General features: G+C 44.3%; 17 protein-coding genes. 2 read left to right on the plus strand and 15 right to left on the minus strand.

What is annotated here, in order from left to right; translation table 11 throughout:
* Nucleotide 1: 1 nt before the first annotated feature.
* The gene (locus OCU77_RS00820) at nt 2-1,063 is read right to left on the minus strand and encodes a glycosyltransferase family 9 protein (protein ID WP_048898834.1); all 1,062 of its coding nucleotides are present in this window, start codon (nt 1,061-1,063) and stop codon (nt 2-4) included.
* A 78-nt stretch (nt 1,064-1,141) separates the two neighbouring features.
* Between OCU77_RS00820 and OCU77_RS00825 the strand changes: the two genes are divergently transcribed.
* Entirely contained in the window at nt 1,142-1,843 is a 702-nt protein-coding gene (locus OCU77_RS00825) for a 3-deoxy-D-manno-octulosonic acid kinase (RefSeq protein WP_048898924.1), read from the plus strand.
* A gap of 9 nt (nt 1,844-1,852) precedes the next feature.
* Here OCU77_RS00825 and waaA read toward each other — a convergent pair whose 3' ends face one another.
* The 11 genes from waaA to rfaD form a co-directional block, all read right to left on the minus strand.
* Nucleotides 1,853-3,124, minus strand: a complete 1,272-nt coding sequence (gene waaA / locus OCU77_RS00830) for a lipid IV(A) 3-deoxy-D-manno-octulosonic acid transferase (RefSeq protein WP_107302843.1) — start codon at nt 3,122-3,124, stop codon at nt 1,853-1,855.
* Nucleotides 3,125-3,200: 76 nt separating this feature from the next.
* On the minus strand, nt 3,201-4,505 hold the full coding sequence (locus OCU77_RS00835; RefSeq protein ID WP_048898835.1) for a 3-deoxy-D-manno-octulosonic acid transferase: 1,305 nt from the start codon (nt 4,503-4,505) through the stop codon (nt 3,201-3,203).
* Between the two features lie 27 nt (nt 4,506-4,532).
* Complete coding sequence (locus OCU77_RS00840; protein WP_048898836.1) at nt 4,533-4,943, minus strand: GtrA family protein; 411 nt, start codon at nt 4,941-4,943, stop codon at nt 4,533-4,535.
* A 5-nt stretch (nt 4,944-4,948) separates the two neighbouring features.
* Complete coding sequence (locus OCU77_RS00845; protein ID WP_107302822.1) at nt 4,949-5,752, minus strand: ChbG/HpnK family deacetylase; 804 nt, start codon at nt 5,750-5,752, stop codon at nt 4,949-4,951.
* Complete coding sequence (locus OCU77_RS00850; protein WP_048898839.1) at nt 5,752-6,762, minus strand: glycosyltransferase family 2 protein; 1,011 nt, start codon at nt 6,760-6,762, stop codon at nt 5,752-5,754. The genes OCU77_RS00845 and OCU77_RS00850 overlap by 1 nt, the downstream gene beginning before the upstream one ends.
* Before the next feature lie 71 nt (nt 6,763-6,833).
* A complete protein-coding gene (waaF, locus tag OCU77_RS00855; protein ID WP_048898840.1) occupies nt 6,834-7,862 on the minus strand; it encodes a lipopolysaccharide heptosyltransferase II in 1,029 nt (342 codons plus the stop codon).
* 17 nt (nt 7,863-7,879) lie between these two features.
* Nucleotides 7,880-9,691, minus strand: a complete 1,812-nt coding sequence (locus OCU77_RS00860) for a sulfatase-like hydrolase/transferase (protein ID WP_084711784.1) — start codon at nt 9,689-9,691, stop codon at nt 7,880-7,882.
* 43 nt (nt 9,692-9,734) lie between these two features.
* Nucleotides 9,735-11,006: an O-antigen ligase family protein gene (locus tag OCU77_RS00865; RefSeq protein ID WP_048898842.1), complete on the minus strand. Its 1,272-nt coding sequence runs from the start codon at nt 11,004-11,006 to the stop codon at nt 9,735-9,737.
* Entirely contained in the window at nt 11,007-12,131 is a 1,125-nt protein-coding gene (locus OCU77_RS00870) for a glycosyltransferase family 4 protein (RefSeq protein WP_239685960.1), read from the minus strand. It abuts the gene before it with no gap.
* Between the two features lie 7 nt (nt 12,132-12,138).
* Entirely contained in the window at nt 12,139-13,068 is a 930-nt protein-coding gene (gene lpxM, locus OCU77_RS00875; protein WP_107302823.1) for a lauroyl-Kdo(2)-lipid IV(A) myristoyltransferase, read from the minus strand.
* Between the two features lie 64 nt (nt 13,069-13,132).
* On the minus strand, nt 13,133-14,077 hold the full coding sequence (gene rfaD, locus OCU77_RS00880; RefSeq protein ID WP_107302824.1) for an ADP-glyceromanno-heptose 6-epimerase: 945 nt from the start codon (nt 14,075-14,077) through the stop codon (nt 13,133-13,135).
* Nucleotides 14,078-14,195: 118 nt separating this feature from the next.
* Between rfaD and OCU77_RS00885 the strand changes: the two genes are divergently transcribed.
* Complete coding sequence (locus OCU77_RS00885; RefSeq protein ID WP_048898843.1) at nt 14,196-14,843, plus strand: TetR/AcrR family transcriptional regulator; 648 nt, start codon at nt 14,196-14,198, stop codon at nt 14,841-14,843.
* Between the two features lie 7 nt (nt 14,844-14,850).
* Here OCU77_RS00885 and OCU77_RS00890 read toward each other — a convergent pair whose 3' ends face one another.
* From OCU77_RS00890 to gpmM, 3 genes are read right to left on the minus strand one after another with little or no spacing between them, the layout of a single operon-like run.
* Nucleotides 14,851-15,561, minus strand: a complete 711-nt coding sequence (locus OCU77_RS00890) for a divergent polysaccharide deacetylase family protein (RefSeq protein ID WP_107302825.1) — start codon at nt 15,559-15,561, stop codon at nt 14,851-14,853.
* Between the two features lie 23 nt (nt 15,562-15,584).
* Nucleotides 15,585-16,736 carry a peptidoglycan DD-metalloendopeptidase family protein gene (locus OCU77_RS00895; RefSeq protein ID WP_048898926.1) on the minus strand — a complete coding sequence of 384 codons (1,152 nt, stop codon included), beginning with the start codon at nt 16,734-16,736 and terminating at the stop codon, nt 15,585-15,587.
* Nucleotides 16,737-16,753: 17 nt separating this feature from the next.
* Nucleotides 16,754-18,292 carry a 2,3-bisphosphoglycerate-independent phosphoglycerate mutase gene (gpmM, locus tag OCU77_RS00900; protein WP_048898844.1) on the minus strand — a complete coding sequence of 513 codons (1,539 nt, stop codon included), beginning with the start codon at nt 18,290-18,292 and terminating at the stop codon, nt 16,754-16,756.
* Between the last annotated feature and the right edge of the window lie 433 nt (nt 18,293-18,725).

An 18,725-nucleotide genomic window follows, 5' to 3' on the forward strand; every position in this document is an offset into this window, starting at 1 on the left:
ATTATTCCTTGATAAGCTTGAAGTCGGCAACGGCCTTATCAAGCATAGTAATAACGGTATCTGATTGAATGCGTTGCATCGCATGTTTATCTTTGACGCGAGAGCGCCATGATAGCTGCGTGATGTCTTTACCTGTTTCGGCTTCAATGGCTTCTTTATAGGCGCTGACCACATAGTCACGGTATAAATAAGGCCCTGTTCGGGCTGGATTATGGTGCGCATAAAGGCCAATGACGGGCGTGTTCGCCGCAACAGCCATGTGGGCAGGGCCAGTATCGGGCGCAATAACAAGATCGGCTTGTTGTAGTAGCGCCTGCATCTGGGTCAGTGAGCTTTTACCGACCAAATTAACGAGTGTGGCCTTAGAGTGTTGGCAAACTTGCTGCGCAAGTTCGGTTTCAACACTGGCTGGGCTGCCCGCTAACACGATATGAAAGCCTTTGTTTTCAGCGTAATCGGCGACAGCAGCGTAGCCTTGTGCTGTCCAATTTTTGTAGGCTTTACTGGCACCTGGCACTATCACTAAATTCGGTTTGCTTGTGGACAGCTGTGCGTGTGCCCAGTCCATATCAACGGGTTGTGATTGAATGTTCCAGCTGGGTTCGCAGCGAGACACGCCCAACTCAAAGGCAAATTGCATGAAACCATCAAGAACATGAGGCGATGTTGGGGATGGAACTGAGTGGTTAATAAAAAGCTGCTGTAGATCGTTACGGCGTGTTTTATCAAACCCTAATTTGTGTGTGGCACGGATCCCTATGCTCGCTATGCTGGCACGTAAAGCGGTTTGCATGTGTAGCAAGGCATCAAAACGTTGACCCTTTAGGGTTTTCCACAGGGCTAGATAGCCTTTGAATCCGCTTTTTTTATCAAAAGGGATCACGGTGACATTCGGTAGGTCGCCCAGTAATTTGGCCTCCATGGCACCCATCACCCAAGTAATGTGAGTTTTTGGCCACTGCTGTTGAATTGCATTTACCATGGCGCTGGCATTACATACATCACCAATCGCGGATAAGCGCAGTATACAAATAGAAGAGGGTGGAGAAGAAAATAAGGCCATGTTGGATTGCTCAATACCGAATTAACCTGCATTATGCAGCTGACACCTACAATTGTAAAATGGCGCTTTTTAAATACTATGCATGTGCTTTCTACCGCAAATAGCCGTATTTGGTTGAACCCAGATTTATTAATGACACCACCAGAATCAAGCTTTGATGCTGAGTTTTGGCAGCAACGTGATGCTGTGATTGGTTCAGCGAAAGGGCGGGGTACAACCTGGTTTGTCAAAACCGATAAGCTTGAGATGGCGTTGCGTCATTATCGCCGCGGTGGTTTATTTGGCCGTTTGGTTGCCGATAGTTATGTATTTTTAGGGTGGGAGAAAACTCGTTGTGCCCAAGAGCTAGCTTTATTGCAGCGGCTTGTTGATGGCGGTGTGAATGTTCCTCGGCCCGTTGCTGCTCGTGCAGTGCGCCATGGTTGCTACTATCAAGCCGATATCCTAGTCGAAAAAGTCCCGAATGCGAGTGATTTGGTCGCAGTGTTAAAGCAACGTTCACTCAGTCAAGATGAGTGGCTAAAAGTCGGGGCTCTGATCCGTCAGATGCATGATTTGCAGGTGTGTCACACCGACTTGAACATCCATAATATTTTGATGGATGGTGAGGGTGCATTTTGGTTGATTGATTTTGATAAATGTTATCAAAGTAAAGGTGATAGTTGGAAGGCGGGCAATTTACAGCGCTTACTGCGCTCATTGCATAAAGAGCTAAAGAAGTGTGGGATCCTCTGGCAAGAATCCCACTGGGCATACCTTGAGCAAGGTTATACGCGTTAAGCTTGTATGTTAGTGACTGTATTCACCAAGGTAGGGGGCAATCTGCTCCAGCGTGCGTTGTACCGCTCCTTGGTTTTGTTGAACAACGGCAAGCGCGGCACTGCCTTGCTGTTGCTGTAATGCAGGTTGTGAGAATAGGCGAATGACGTGTTCTGCGATTTCTTGATCGTTATGGCAAATAGCGCATGCTTGCTGCGCCATTAACTGCTCAGTAATGATCTGAAAGTTATAAAAGCTTGGTCCTGTCAGTATCGGTTTGGCCAGTGCCGCTGGCTCTAGCATGTTATGCCCTCCCACTTTATCACCGAGTAAACTTCCCCCCATAAAGGCAACATCCGCACAAGCAAATAGCAGCATCATCTCCCCCATGGTATCGCCAAGATAGACTTGGGTTTGTGTGGTAACTGCCTCACTGTGGTGACGGCGACTGACTGTAAATTGCTGGCTGATCAGATCGGCCACGCTATCGAAGCGCTCAGGGTGGCGCGGTACGAGCACGAGTAATGCATCAGGGACTTGGGCAAGCACTTGTTGGTGAGCCCTGAGAATAATTTCATCTTCGCCACTGTGAGTGCTGGCAGCAATCCAAACAGGACGTTGGTTAAAGCTAGTTTTGAGTTCACTGGCTGCCGTGGTGATTGCCGCATTGACTGTGATATCGAATTTGACCGAACCGGCGATAGAGACTTTGTTTTGCTCAATGCCTAGTGCCATAAAGCGGTCTGCATCTTCTTTGTATTGGCAAATCACCTGATCTAGGTTGTTGCTGAGCAGATCAAACACGGTTTGAAATTGTTGATAACGCTGTTTGGATCGTTCTGATAAACGTGCATTGAGTACGGTGATCGGCAGCCCAGCTTGCTTCACGGTTGCTAGCGTATTGGGCCATAGCTCGGTTTCCATGATGAGCAAGGCACGCGGTTGAATGCGTTTAAGAAAGCCACGCACCGTCCATGAAAAATCAATCGGCATATAGCGATGCTCAACCCCTTCACCTAACTGCATCGCTTGTTCTGCACCTGTTGAGGTTGTGGTGGTGATCAGCAGTGGCACACTAGGGTATTGTTCTCTGAGCGCTTTAATAATGGGTTTTGCTGCGATAACCTCGCCCACCGAGACGGCATGGATCCACAGTGGTTTTGATTGGCTTGATGTGGGGCTGAAGCCAAAGTGCTCAACCCATCGCTGACCAACACTGGGTTTGCCAGGCTTTTTCTTATAAAGGCCGTATAGCAAGAAAGGTGATGCTAAGGCGAGAATGAGTGTGTAGAGAGTACGTATCATAGTGATCTCTGTATCAGTAGGCTGGATTCATTTTACGATCTAAATAAGAAGGGCTCCAATGGGAGCCCTTCGTTTATTTTATTAATTGTGCTTTATTTTGTTCGACATACTGTTCGACTTGTTGCGCGTAATCGACTTTGTATGAAAACTTATTACTGTCATGGGCTGCAACAAGGTTCACCACTAATAAGAAGCCTGCCGCTATCATAAAGTACTGTAGGAACTTTTGTTGATTGCTTGGTTGCCATTGCTCGGCAAGGTACAAGATCGGTATTAGCCCAAATGGGTAAGCGATAATTAAGTGCCAGTACGAGAAGATAATTGGTGACAAAATAGCACTGATGAAAATACCAAAAATGGCGGCAAACGCAAAAAGTAGCAGCCAAGTCATGTCATCGACTTTTTTACTATCACGCAGAATTTGTGGACGGATTAGCTTCCAACAGCGCCAGTTGATCTTGGCTGAAACTACCACGGTTAAGCCGCCAACGACAAACAACACGGCTTGCCATAAATACTGCACTACCGTTTGTAACCAGCCGACAGTGGTAAGCCAATCAAAGGTTGCATCAGTAATAATACGGTTAGAAAACAGGAATGAACCGTAGCGAACCCAATACAAAAATGCTTTTAAAACTGGGTAAACATGTACGCCCCCCCAGCCGATATAGCGGTCACTTTCTTCTACTAGAGCATCATTGGTCATCAACTCAGTCAGGTAAGGTACCAGTGACGCGATGATGACAACCATGGCGCTAATGATGCCAGCCCAAGATACTTTAATAACACCGCGGTAGAACAGATATGATGACATTACGGCCAAAATCGGCCATGAAAAGTGCAGTTGCATTGCCATGCCGATCGAGATGACATGAATAAAGCTGTAGATGAAGGATGGCTTATGGCGCATTTGAAAGGCTGACCAAAAGTGCATCGAAGCAAATAAACACAGATAAGCTGGGTTATACATCAAGGTATCGTACAGCAGCCAAGGGCTCAGCCAGTACAACAACATAAAGAGCAAGCGGGTTGTTGAGCTAAAAACTTGCTTGATGATGCTATCAAACAAGAAAAACGAGACCACGCGTAATGCGATGATCAGTAGCATTGGCGCCCAAGGGGAGTCCCAGACCATCAACGGCCAGCCAACCAGCCAAGCGGACAATGACCCCGGTAAATTACCCACAGTACTGGCGAAGTTACCGTAGTTAAGCCAAAGGTCGCTGTACGCACCTAAATATCCCTTAAAGAGCATTTGGGTTTGATCGCCACGCAGGATCTGGTGGTGGGCATAGATAATGGCTAACACAATGCCAAGAACAAAACCGAAACGGTAGAGCAAGGTGAAGTGTTTGGCTAAAAAGTGATTGGGTTTCATTCAAGCATCTCTGTAAGGGTTTTATTATCAATCAGCAGAATAGTCTGGTTTGGTTGAGTGAGAAAAAGTCCACACTCTGTGTATGAGGTAAGTGATCATTGGAATAATGAACACAATCAAAACAATACGAATATAGCTATTAATATCAGCAAAGAGCTCACTCAATAGCTGAGAAAGTAACAGTGCTGAGAACTGCACCGTAAAAAAGCGCAGCGCATTTTTAAACGCAATCGGTGATTTGAATACGATTAATGACTGGGCAATATAGGAAAAAATAAACGCACAGCCGAATCCCGACAGGTTGGCAACAAAGACGTTATCCGCAATAAAGTGCAAGAAAAGGAATGCAACCGAGATATGAATACACGCAGCCATGCCACCGGTTAAGCCAAATCGGACAATACGAAACTGCAGCAGTTTATCTAAATAGTGACGCATTGCGATTATCCTTTGTGGGGCGCTGTGGTATCACTCGGATGATTAACCAAGTTGATATTCAGTTGATCGAGAGTGTCACCAAATTGATCACTGGCGAGGTATTGGTACTCACGAATGCGTGCCTGTGCGTGTTCATCTTGACTTGTTTCGCTTGCTGGGTGACACATGATTAATCCACCATGGGATAGCTGAGATAGCCATTGGACCATCATGGCAGGAAAATCAGCTTCAGGTGTTAACGAATACAGGCCAGCAAAAGAGCTGTTCGTGTGAGTATGCTTATTCAGGGAATGACGAAACCCGAACTGTAGTGTACGTATGATGACGGCTTTGAGTAGCGAATCATGGCCAGTCAGCGGGGTGATAGGGTCTCGAACCCAAGGCTGATTGTCACCGTAACGCTGCTGTAGCTCTGTCATGATAGCTGTGCGGATCCTTGGGAACGCATGTACATGCTGGTGGCCATCAACAAATGTCGGCGCATAGCCCAGTGTATTTTCAAAGGCGTCCAGCTGCTGGCGAAGTGTCATCACGATATGATCGGTATTAATTTTGCCAGATAACGATTGCACAATTAAGCGATTGAGAGGCTGGCTGTGTTCACCTTCAGTGAGGTTGAAGTGTAAGCCTATTGCTGCCTGGCTAGATTGACTATTTTTGAGTAGATTCGCTGCACTCTGCCAGTTTGGCATGGTGGTCATACAGCTTGTGGCAGAGAGTCGACCTAATTCAATCAACTCAATAATGGCATGGTTGACGCTGTCAGACATGCCAAAATCATCAGCACAAAGGATGATACCTTTTTTCATTATTCGCTCTCTGCGGGCGTGGGTTGTTGCGCCTTGGCATCATGTTTCTGATGCTGCTCCACAATGTAGAGTGGACGCTTTTTCACTTCAGAGAAAACGCGCGCCAGATACTCGCCTAATACGCCGATAGACAGTAACTGAATGCCGCCTAAGAAGAAGATACTGGCAGCAATGGTTGGCCAACCCGGGGTATCGACCCCAAAAAAGAGGGTTTTAAAAATAATGCCGAGGCCATAAAGAAAAGAGATACCCGATGTGACAGCACCCACTACCATCCATACACGTAATGGTACACTACTAAACGCGGTCAGGCCGGTTAATGCGAGCGATGACAGTTGTTTTAAGCCAAAGGTTGTCATGCCACTTAGGCGTTCATCGACATGGAAATAAACGGGCTGGCTCTTGAATCCGACCCATGCATAGAGGCCTTTCATCATGCGTGAACGCTCTGGCAGATCACGCAAGGCAAGTACTACATTGCGGCTCATTAAGCGAAAATCACCTGCATCTGGGTGGATATCAATATCCGCAATCTTATTAAGAATGCGGTAATACCACTTGGTGAAATAGCGCTTTGCAGCAGATTCATTTTGGCGACAATCGCGCACGCCGTACACCATGTCGTAGCCGTTACGCCAATGTTCGATGAATTCACTGATCACATTCAATGGGTGCTGACCGTCAGCATCCATAATAATAACCACTTCGCCGTTGGCGTGATCAATACCCGCACTTAACGCTGCTTCTTTACCAAAATTACGTGAGAATTTTACCAGTGAAACAGGGTATTGTTCTGCGAGTTGTTGCGCGACTTCAACCGTGTTATCACGGCTACCATCATCGACAACAAGAAATTCAATCTCGCTACCAAATTGTAGGAGGTACTCGTACGCTTTCGGTATGACGACAGGTAAATTCTCGGCCTCGTTATAGGACGGTAAAATACAGGTAATAGAAGCTGGGTTAGCCCGAGTAGTCGCGATAGGAGTACTGTTTGAGTTATAAGACATTGAATTTCTCTTCAAATACGGCTTATTAAATTATGTTTTTTATTTTGAACTGGCCATGATAGCAAGCCCTGCTAGTGCGTGAAACGATTAATCGCCGCAATAACTTGCTCGGGTGGCAATTCTTTTAAGCACTTCAAATGCTGATAAGGACACTCGCGCTTGAAGCAAGGTCGGCAATCAATATCGGTATGCACGATTTCAACTGTCTTTGACAGCGGTGGGGTATAGTCTGGCGATGTGGAGCCATAGACAGCAACGACGTTACAGGATACGGCAGCAGCGATATGCATGAGACCTGAATCGTTACTCACGACAGTTTTACATGCGGCAATCAAATCCACCGCCTCAATTAAATTGGTTTTGCCCGCCAAGCTATGGCAATGCTGTTGGTGTTCAGGGGTAACATGCTCAACAATCGACTGTGTTACGGCTTCGTCTTTTTGAGAGCCAAACAGCCAAACTTGATAACCTTGCTGAATAAAATGGGTCGCTACTTTGGCAAAGTATTGCTCAGGCCAACGCTTAGAGGGGCCAAATTCAGCGCCTGGACACATACCTATCACAGGGCGTTTTGTATCCAGAGATAATCTGGCCATCGCAGAGGCTTGCACTGCGTCATCGACAACCAGTTTAGGGTAGGGCAATTCTGGAATTTGATCGCCATGCGTCATTGCTGCTTTGGGATACGCGAGTGAACAGTAGCGCTCAATGACCAGACCAAAGTCTTTTTTATTGGTACGAATGTCATTAAGTAAGCCGTAGCGTGATTCGCCTTTCCAACCCGTACGAACAGGGATCTTAGCAAATAGCGGGATCAGAGCCGATTTAGCTGAATTTGGCATGATAATCGAGTGGGTGTATTTGGCCTCACGAAGCGATTTACCGAGCTGATAGCGGCCTTTTAGGTTAAACGAACCATGACCAATTGGCATTTCAATGGCTTGATTAACTTCAGGCATACGCTCAAGGATAGGTTTGCACCAAGCGGGAGCCAATACATCAATCAGCGCGTTAGGGTGACGCTTTTTTAAAGAGATAAACAGTGATTGTGACATCACCATATCGCCCACCCACGAAGGGCCAATAATCAGAATTTTCACGATAAGCCTACGATTTATTAGTATATCAATCCATGCTTGTCGAGAGCATGATAAACAATGGATTCAATGTCATTTTCAGTTAAAGCACTATCTGTGATTATATTATCTTCTGAGTCCAAGAGAAGTCTTTGATTATAGATAGTATCGACATAGTATTTTATATCATCAATGATGACACTGGCATTGGAGGGGGCGTTTGCTGCACGAGTATCACTGTAAAGCAGTGTATAGTTCGTTTTATTATTGATGACGTTGATACCATCGACATTTGTCTGCGGATATTCTTGACCAAGTAAGTATGTGATCGTAGGCATAATATCAAGCAGTGTTATTTGCTCTACATGGTGTTTAGCGAGTTTAGAGCAATGCAGTTTAAAGGGAACCCTCACTTGAGGATTGATTGTTGCACTTGAGTGCGCATAGTAACCGAGTTCACCAAATGATTGACCGTGATCGCCTGTTATCACCAAAAGGGTGTTCTCTAAGCCCCCTTTATCTTTTAATGACAATAATAATTTATTAATGATATAGAGCGACTCATCAACAGCATTAAAATATCGACCTTTAGTTTCTCTGTTATTACAGCGATTAAACTTTTGTTTATCAATAACTTTATAATTACTATGCGTTTGGTCGTTAGATATATGGATAAATGCTTTATTTGATTGAAGTTTTTTTGCTATTTCATCTTCAAGGTTTAATAAGTCATAGTCATTGGTAAATGTTGGGAAAGAAAAACGGTCATAAATGGTGTTAAATCCTGCACTTTTTAGCAGTTCATTCATTCCAAAATGCTGGGTCTCTTGAGTTGTGATATAAGTAGTCGAATAACCTTGCTGAATCAGTGATTGTAGGTTGATGAAGCTCGAATTATTACCATAACAACTGGTGTATAACTGATAGATAGATTGGTTTGTATTTGGTGATACAGAATAAGCCTTATCAACCAATAAATTATCAGGGAAGTGTTCATCCAACATTTTTGAGTAGGGTGAGTTGTTATATGCCTCTTCGGATAAAGACTCGACGGTAAAAAGAAGTATATTTAGGTTTTGTTTTTGTGGTGCTGATGTATCAGTCAGCAAGCTAACACTACTATTAATTGCTTGGATTTGTGCAATGTTTTCATCGATAGCATGTTTTTTTATATCATTGCCAACCAAAAGACCTGAGAATATGGATTTAACCTTGGTGTTTTTTACAATGAATAATGCATTGATTAGTGTATATGAAATGTGTGCAACAACAGCCATTATTATGAAATAATGGAACGCTGCTATATCTGAAATATAAGGTAGCCCTAGGGATAGTAGCACCGTAAGGATTAGCCAAGGAAGTCCAAACAGTGGTTTTAACCGTGATTTAGAGAGAGAAAAGAGCAAAGAACCTATAGCTAGAGCAATAAGAGTACTGTTGTTAGTTATTATTGCGAACAAGCATGAAATAGAGAATATTAAGGATGCTGTAATCCATTGGAATCTTGCGATGAAGTTTAATATAACTGCAGCTTCACCTGAGAATGTTCCAATACCAGATATGAAAACTTTTATGTTTTTTAACGATATCTTAAGTCCATAACAGTGAATGAGTATGGAATCTGACCATAAAATTAAAACAAGAGGGAGTGTTAGTAACAAGCATAGATAATTCAGCCCCATGTTCAGGAAGATAACATTTACAGCTGTGATAATTAATATGTTTTTTAAATCAAGTATGTTTATATTTGATGGTGTGTGTGACTTTAACTGATACACTTTTTTTATCAAATAAACTGACAGCGCTATTTGGATATAGAGAAAAGATGCTAGTTGTAATATATTTATTATCATAGCTATGCTCTTACTTTAGAGGTGGTCGTCACCACCTCTATGTTTATTTTTTACTATTATTAATTGAAAGGGCTAGAAAAATCACGGTCACTATTGAGTAAAAGATAATGCCAGAGTTATGTCGGAACATGGCTTGTGATAACAAATATCCCAGCATCATTATGATGCTGATAATACCACACTGATTGATAGCCTGTATTTCTAGATTGCTGTTATTATTGTTTTTCTTGAAAATGTAGAAGGGTGTAAAAAGGATACCCAAAAGGGCCAAAAAGCCAAGGCTTCCACGAACCGATAAGTCTTCAAGATATTGATTGTGAGAGTGAGTGTTATTATTCCCAACGCTTTGTTCTATAGCCCCACTTTCGGCGAATTCTTTCCTTAGTACGAGCCTTTCTTTGTAACCAGCACCAAAAACAGGGTAGTGGCTAAATGAATTAATTGCACTTTCCCAAAGCTGAAATCGAATGCCAACTGAAGTATAAGTGTTTTTATTTGAGGTATAGTCTTGTACATTTTGTATTGATTGACTAACCCTACTTGTTACTTCTGGATTGAGGTGCATGGCTGTATAGCCCACGAATAATACAGAGATTACGAGCAAGGATGTCTTCTTTAATGAAAAAACATCACGGTTTACATAAATAAGATAAATTAAAGCAATAGGAAGGAAAATCCAGCCACCACGAGATCCAGAGAGAAGACTCCCTAATATACCTAGTATTGCTCCGGTTACGGCAAAAACAGCTAAAAAATACTTGTTAAACTTTAAATAAAACACACTAATCACTAAGCTAATCATACCAAGCGACATAGCCATATTACCCGATTGGATAGCCATATAGCCTTTTAGCCAGTAAATACTGTCATTTCCCCAAAATGCACGGTGTTGGTTTAAATATTCGGTGTGTATTAACGCGATACATCCAGCTATGACTGCACCTATGACAAAACCATTCAGGACCCAATTTACCTTAGGTGGGTGCTTGATAGCCGCGAGTAATACTGGAATTGATAATATCACTCTACTTGGCATATCTACTTCTGAAAAATCACCATTTTTCATTATCATAGATAAAACAAATAACGAAAAATACAATACAAATGCTGAAATTATCATCTGAACTCGGCTGTCTTTCAGTATTTGTAGGTTGGTTTTTTCTTCTGATTTGACAAATAACAGACACAGAGAGGTTAAGAATAATAAAATTGCGGCTAAATTATAACCTTTTCCATAGGAGAGACATAAAATAGGAAAGGCTGCAACAACAATACTGGTTATCTGATTGACCTTTAATGACTTTACTAAGCTCATTTATTTTCTTATCCCTGAATGTCGATAGATATTACATAATGCATACTGATGTTGCTTTAAACTGAAATGTTTCGTTGCACGCGCTAACAAATAATCTTCATATTGATTAGGTTCAATAGTCATTGCTTTGAATTGAGAGGCGATGTCAGTACTTGAATGTGGGTTTACTGTGAACGGATACCCTTCTCCTAAGATCTCCGGAATCGCGCCTGTATTAGATCCTAAGATTAACTTACCCGCAGCCATGGCTTCAATAACCGTCAGGCCAAAGGCTTCGTTGTGCGATAGTATGGCGACGATATCCATGGTGGCTAGCATGTTTTTGGTATCGCGGCGGAAGCCACTGAAATGGACAAATTCTTCCAACTGGTGCTGTTTGGTCAGCGATTGTAGTTTTTGTACCACGTCTTCATTTGAGCCTTCATCTTTGCTTAGTCCACCAACAATCAATAGGTGGACATCAGGATGTTCACCATTGGCTTTTAATTGAATGAAAGCTTCTAATAGCTCAAGTTGACCTTTTCCCGAACCAATTCGGCCAAGTGTGCCTATGACTTTTGCATCAGGAGGTATGGACAGCTCCTGTCGAATATTACTGATTAGCTGAGTATCGGTAATCGGCGGCGTGATCTCAGTGCCTAGCCAGAGGCGCTGAATTTTATCCGCAGGTACTGGGAGTGCTTTTAAATTACGCGCTTTAGTTTCGTCGCTGATTGACAGTATTTGATCAACATGACTGTAGACCCACTTGTGGTAAAGGTCTTTTTTGGGGCGAGTAACCCCCATGTGTTCAGTGAAAATAATACGGTAGCTGGCGATGGTATCGAGTAGCGCAGCAAAAACAAGATCGCCAGACTTATGGGCATGGATCAGTTTGGTATTGTGCTCTTTAAGCCACGCGTGTACCGTGGTGATTTTTTTGAAAAGATCCCATTTCGAGTCTATTTCAAAAATGCTCATACCAGCCTCTTTCATACCCTGCGCGACACGGGTGCCTTTCAGGCACAGTCCCAGCACTTGCCAATTTTGTTCTAGCAGCGCTTTACCGGTACGAATAGGGTACATCTCTAAGCCGCCCCAGCCGTCAGAAAGGCAGATGTGTAATACGGCGTTGTTCGTATTCATCGAATTGTTAATACCTTTGTGAGCCATCGGGATGCGAGCGTAGCAGATTCAGTATCCACATATATTGTGCAGGGTGGCGATGGACAAAAGATTCGATACGCTCATTCATTTTTCTGGCATCAATGTGTTCATCATTGCTCGGGAAGTCTGATAACTCAGGTTGTACTTCGATGGTGTAAGTGCCTGTACTGCGATCGTAATAAGGCAGTACAGGGATCACTTTCGCTTTGCTCAAACGAGCGAGTTTACCTAGCCCAGCCAGTGTAGCTTTTTGCGTGCCAAAGAAAGGAACAAAGACACTGTTGGCAGGGCCGTGGTCTTGATCGGGCAGGTAATAGCCGAGGTAGCCGTCACGAATCGATTTAATGAAGGGTTTGATGCCATCACTGCGTTCGTGGGTGCGGCCACCATATTTGAGGCGTTGGACATTCATCAGCCAGTCAATGACTTCGTTGCGTTGCTTTTTCATCATAGCGGCCACATGCATGCCTCGTGAGGCAAAAATAACCCCAGGGTAGTCAATTGCCCAGGTGTGTGGCACTAATAAAATCACATTTTTGCCTTGTTCGATGTCTGCCATCAGTTGCGCTTCACCATGAAAGGCAGAGCGTTTCTCAACATAGTGGCGACTACGTACCAGTAAGGTCGCAAAGCTTAATATATTGCAGGCTGCGTTTACGTAGGTCTCGGCTAAGATGTCATCACGCTGCTGTGGGGTTAATTCTGGGAAACATTCTTGCAAATTAATAACAGCGCGTTTTTTAGCACTGCTATTTATTTTAATTGCGACCTTAGCCAAGCCTACCGCCAATTTATCGCGTAGGCGATAAGGTACGAAGGCTAATAGCGTCGCAAAAAACACACCAATCCATACACCCCAATGTTTAGGATGTAAAAAGTGCAGTTTAAATTTGGGGTTATAAGTCTTTGCGCTCATAATCTAAACATTGTTAGGTATAGCTAACTTATTTCAGTTAGCTATACAGAATTGGTGTCGACGGTTACTTATTAATAAGCGCCATGTACTCCGCAACGCCTTCAGCAACAGATTTGAAAGGTTCGTTGTAGCCTGCCGCGCGAACTTTAGTCAGATCCGCTTGGGTATAAGTTTGGTAACGACCTTTTAGATGCTCAGGGAAAGGCACGGTTTCTACGCCGCCTTTACCGTGGTGTTTGATCACGGCATCAGCTACCGCTTGGAACGATTCGGCATTACCTGTACCACAGTTGAAGATACCTGATACGCCGTTTTCTAAGAACCATAGGTTCATTTTAGCGACATCGCCCACATAGACGAAATCACGCTGGAAGGTTTCAGAGCCTGCGAATAACTTAGCGTTTTCACCTTTGTTGATTTGGCTGTTCAGGTGGAAAGCAACGGATGCCATGCTACCTTTGTGCTGTTCACGCGGACCGTAAACGTTGAAGTAACGGAAGCCTGTTACTTGTGACAGTTTTTCGCCGTGCTCTTCAGCATCTTGCCATACACGACGTACGTAGTTGTCGAACTGTTGTTTCGAGTAACCGTAAACGTTCAGTGCACCTTCGTACGCTTTTTCTTCGATGAAGTCATGATCACGACCACCGTAAGTGGCAGCAGATGAAGCGTATAGGAATGGAATTTGACGCTCTAAACAGTAGTGAAGTAGCTCTTTTGAGTACTCGTAGTTGTTTAGCATCATGTATTTGCCATCCCACTCAGTGGTCGCTGAACACGCACCTTCGTGGAAAATAGCGTCAATTGGACCAAACTCGTCACCCGCCATGATTTGCGTGATGAAGTCTTCTTTGTCCATGTAATCAGCGATATCAAGATCAACTAAGTTGGCGAATTTGGTGCCATCTTTAAGGTTATCGACAACTAAAATGTCGTTACGGCCTTGTTCATTTAGGTGTTTTACGATGTTGCTGCCGATCATGCCGGCGCCGCCAGTTACAATAATCATGAGTAGTCCTATTGCTAAAACGTTGATCTTACGGCCGCGATGTCGCCACCGTACAAGAATTCTGTCTATCTTATGATAACATCAACAGAGAGCCTAAGTGCGAAGGAAGTGAAGACAAATGAAGACCCGAGATCGAATCATCATGGCTGCGCTAGAGCTTTTTAACGAGCGCGGTGAGTCCAATGTAACTACCAACCATATTGCTGCGCATTTGGGCATTAGCCCTGGCAATCTCTATTATCATTTTCGTAATAAAGAAGAGATTATACACAGTATTTTTGATGAATACGCCAGTGATTTGCGGATCCGCTTTCAACCGCAAGCTGAATTTGATGCTACTGCCGAGAGTTTATTACAGTACCTAGATGCGGTCTTTATGCTGATGTGGCGTTACCGTTTCTTCTATGCCAACTTGCCTGATATCTTGCGCCGCGATGAGGGTTTGCAAGGTAAGTATATGGCAGCTCAGGAAAATTTACATCAAAACATGATGGCCTTGATGGAAAGTTTTAAGCAAGGTGGGCTGCTGGATTTAGATGACAAAGAGCTATTGAGCTTAACCAATACTTTAAAGTTAGTGGCTTCAAGCTGGATTTGCTACCAAACCACTCAAGCACCAGGTGCAAAGATCACCAAAGCGGTGATCTACCAAGGTGTCCTTCAAGTACTCAGCATTGTTCGTCCGTTAACTACGGATAAAGGTCGTGAGCGGGTATTGCAACTTGAAACCCACTATATGGATCAAGAACGTCAAGATATCGCGTAAAAATAGCTTAAAACAAGGCTGATAGCGGCACCAACTCAACGTCGGTGTCGAGTAAGGGAAGTTGCTGCTGCAAGGTTGTTAGAGTGATGGGATAAGGGTGGCCAATCGCCACGGCATAGCCATAACGTTGAGCACGTTTCACTGCTACGTTTAATTGTTGAGTGACAAACGCTTGGGTGCGAAAGTGATCGAGGAAAACATGGCGACGTAAAGTCGGAAGTTGGTGTGTACGTGCTCGTTTTTCTGCCACACTGTGCACACTGGTGCGGCTATCGAGAAACCCCAAACCTTGTTCATTTAATACCGTCATTACCCAGTCCATACGGGTAACATCTTGGGTTAAGGCGCTGCCCATGTGGTTATTAATCGCAACAGCATGCGGTACTCGCAATAGTGCGTGGCGTAAGGTTTGTTTGAAGGTATCTTCTGACATCTGCTGAGTCAGGGTACTGGGTTCGAGTGGTGCAACGCCTTGTGGTTGCATCGGCATATGCAGTAACACATCACGCTGTTGCTGATAGGCCAACTCAGCGGTGGCAATATCAAATGGGGTATCAGGTAAAATAGAGAGACTGACTTGAGAAGGCAGCGTTGATAAGGTTGCGGGCATCGGATTGTAGCCAAGATCATCAATCACAATCGCTAGTTTAGCCGCGATTGTAAAGGGGGAGAGGAGTAAACAAAGTACTCCTAGCGTGGAAGTTGCGATCCTTTGCATGCTTCACCTAGTTGATGTTGACGTTATTTTTTGAGCCAGGTTCTCGGGTTAGTTGGCGTGCCTTTGCGGCGAATTTCAAAATATAACCCTGATTGCTCTTGGCCACCACTGTCACCCACTAATGCAATGGCTTCGTTAGCTTGCACGTTATCCCCCACTTTTTTCAGCAAGGTTTGGTTGTACCCGTAGAAGGTCATGTCACCCTTGCCATGATCGATGGCAAGCATCAAACCATAGCCCCGCAACCAATCAGCAAAAATGACTTTACCAGGATAGACAGCGTTGACTTTGCTGCCACTGGCTTTGTTGATCACCATGCCTTTCCAGCGTAATTCGCCTTGCTGTTTGGTGCCGTAATTGTGTAGGACGCTGCCTTTGACAGGCCAAGGTAATTTTCCACGGTGCTTGGCTAAGCCATCCATTGGGGCTTGGCGAGCCGCGCGTTCAGCTTCCAGTTTTGCCTTCGCAATTTCTTTGATTAAGCGGCGTTCATTAACTTTGAGTTCGTTAATGTAGCTACGATCGTTGCTCATTTGGCCTTTAATGCCCGCTAAGGTACGTTTACGTTTGGTTTGCTCTTTGGTTCGCTTTTCATTTTCTGCTTGCAGTTCACTGATCAAGGCTTGCTGTTGTTGACGTTGCTGAGCTAATTCATGTTTCTTCAATTGCAGCTCAGTATCGATAGCACTTAATGCGGTAAGGGCGTCAATACGGGCTTTGCTGATCCGCTCTGCGTACACGGTATAGCGATCTAAAGTATGGCTATCTTCACCACTCAGCAGGTTAGCTAGTTGGCTATCTTCACCTTGGCGATATTGGGTATTGATCAGCTCGCGTAGCATTTCTTGTTGACCAAGGCGCTGTTGCTGAAGATTTTGCTGTTCTTGGTTGAGCTTAGCGATCGAGGCGATGAGTGCTTTTAGTTTATTTTCAGCCTGATGGATCTTCTTGGTTGCATTGGCAATGGTGAGTTCGCGTTGCTTGAGTTCATTTTGCAATGCGACATAGCGCTTTTGCTTGTCTTGGAGCTGGTCTTGCTGGCGTGACAACTCGTGTTTTACGCCATCGAGTTGATTATCGCCTGACGCATAGACTGATTGGCTAACGCACAGACATAACAAAGCGCCAGTGCATAAAGCACTGGCGCGGAAGGTCTTTGTGAGGTGTTTGATCATATCCCGCATGGGACTGATTATTTCAGATCAAACAGCACCTGACCAGTCATCTCTGCAGGGATTTCGATATCAGACATTGCCAACATAGTTGGTGCAAGGTCAGATAGCTTACCGCCTTCTTTCAGCGTCAGAGATTTATTACCTACGTAGATCAGTGGAACTGGCAGGTTGGTGTGTGCTGTGTGAACACCACCAGTCTCTGGGTTGATCATCATTTCAGCGTTACCGTGGTCGGCAGTGATCAGCAGCTGACCATCCATTTCACGGATAGCCGCAACAACCTGACCAATACAGCTATCTAATGCTTCACAGGCTTGAACGGCTGCATCGTAAACACCTGTGTGGCCAACCATGTCGCCATTCGGGTAGTTACAAATAATCGTATCGAATTCGCCAGATTTGATTGCTGCAACCAGTTTTTCAGTTAGCTCAGGTGAGCTCATTTCTGGTTGAAGATCATAAGTTGCTACTTTTGGTGAAGCAACCAGTGAGCGAGACTCACCGTCAAACTCGTCTTCTACACCACCGTTAAAGAAGAAAGTGACGTGCGCGTATTTCTCTGTTTCAGAGATACGTAGCTGTTTTTTACCTTTCTTCGATAGCCACTCACCTAGAGTGTTTTCTAGGCTTGCTGGTGGGAATGCTGCAGCAAGATCAATATCAGCAGCGTATTGAGTCAGCATTACAAAATCCACGGCAGGGAACGTCGCACGTTCAAAACCAGCGAAATCTGTTAGGAAAGTACGCGTGATTTGGCGCGCACGGTCAGCACGGTAGTTCATGAAGATAACAGCATCACCGTCTTCCATAGCTGCAGACGCTTGGCCTTCAGCACGGATTTCAGTTGCTTTAACGAACTCATCGTTTTCATCACGAGCGTATGCAGCTTCTAAGCCTTCAACTGCTGTTGCTGTTGTGAACTCAGCGTTTGCTTGAGTCAGTAGGTTGTAAGCAACTTCTACGCGATCCCAGTTGTTATCGCGGTCCATTGCGTAGTAGCGACCAACCAGCGATGCGGTACGGCCTTTGCCTAGCTCAGCAAATAGGGCATCGAAACGCTCAAGGGATGCTTGTGCGCTGCGTGGCGGTGTATCACGACCGTCTAGGAAGCAGTGTAGGTAAATCTTTTCAGCACCACGTTTTGCTGCCATCTCGATAGCGGCTGCAATGTGGTCTTCATGGCTGTGAACACCACCTGGTGACATTAGGCCCATGATATGAACAGCTTTGCCTGCTTGGATTGCTTTATCCATTGCATTGACTAGCGCTTCTGTTTCAAAGAAGTCGCCGTCAGCAATAGATTTAGTGATACGAGTCAGATCTTGGTAAACCACGCGGCCCGCACCAATGTTGGTGTGACCTACTTCAGAGTTACCCATTTGACCATCTGGCAAACCCACATCCATACCTGATGCAGAAATCAGCGTGTTCGCTTCATTTGCAATTAGGCCATCCATTACCGGTGTTTTTGCGTTTGCGATCGCGTTGTTTTGCGCGTCTTCGCGGTAACCCCAACCATCTAGAATCACTAGAGCCAATGGCTTCTTAGCAGACATAAGCTGTCCTCTTGTATGTCATAAGTGAAAAATCAAAACTAATCACCTTAACGCTTTGATTTTTTCAAAGTAATTAACGTCATGAGTTTTGAATGTTGGTAATTTTACTACAACTCCACCCGAAAACTGTAGGGTAAGATCAAACAATGCTGTAAATAAATTGTTAGTGTTTCCGTAAAATATATTCATTTATGAGGGAGAAGGTAAGTCTTTTTCCATTGTTTTTTACTATTTCAACGATAGGTTAGCTCTTATAATAGCAAGTGAGTTATCACACGGATTATCTGTCTGTCGCTGTACTTGGCAGGCAACGTGGGTATACTCGGTTTCTTTGTTACGGACATGCACCTTGCCGCAGAGTATTGCTTGCCGACTGAGTTTAGTGGCATAAGTAGTATTCACTCTGACAAGAAGTATGTACGTTTTTATATGA

The sequence above is a fragment of the Photobacterium swingsii genome (assembly GCF_024346715.1).
Lineage (GTDB): Bacteria > Pseudomonadota > Gammaproteobacteria > Enterobacterales > Vibrionaceae > Photobacterium > Photobacterium swingsii.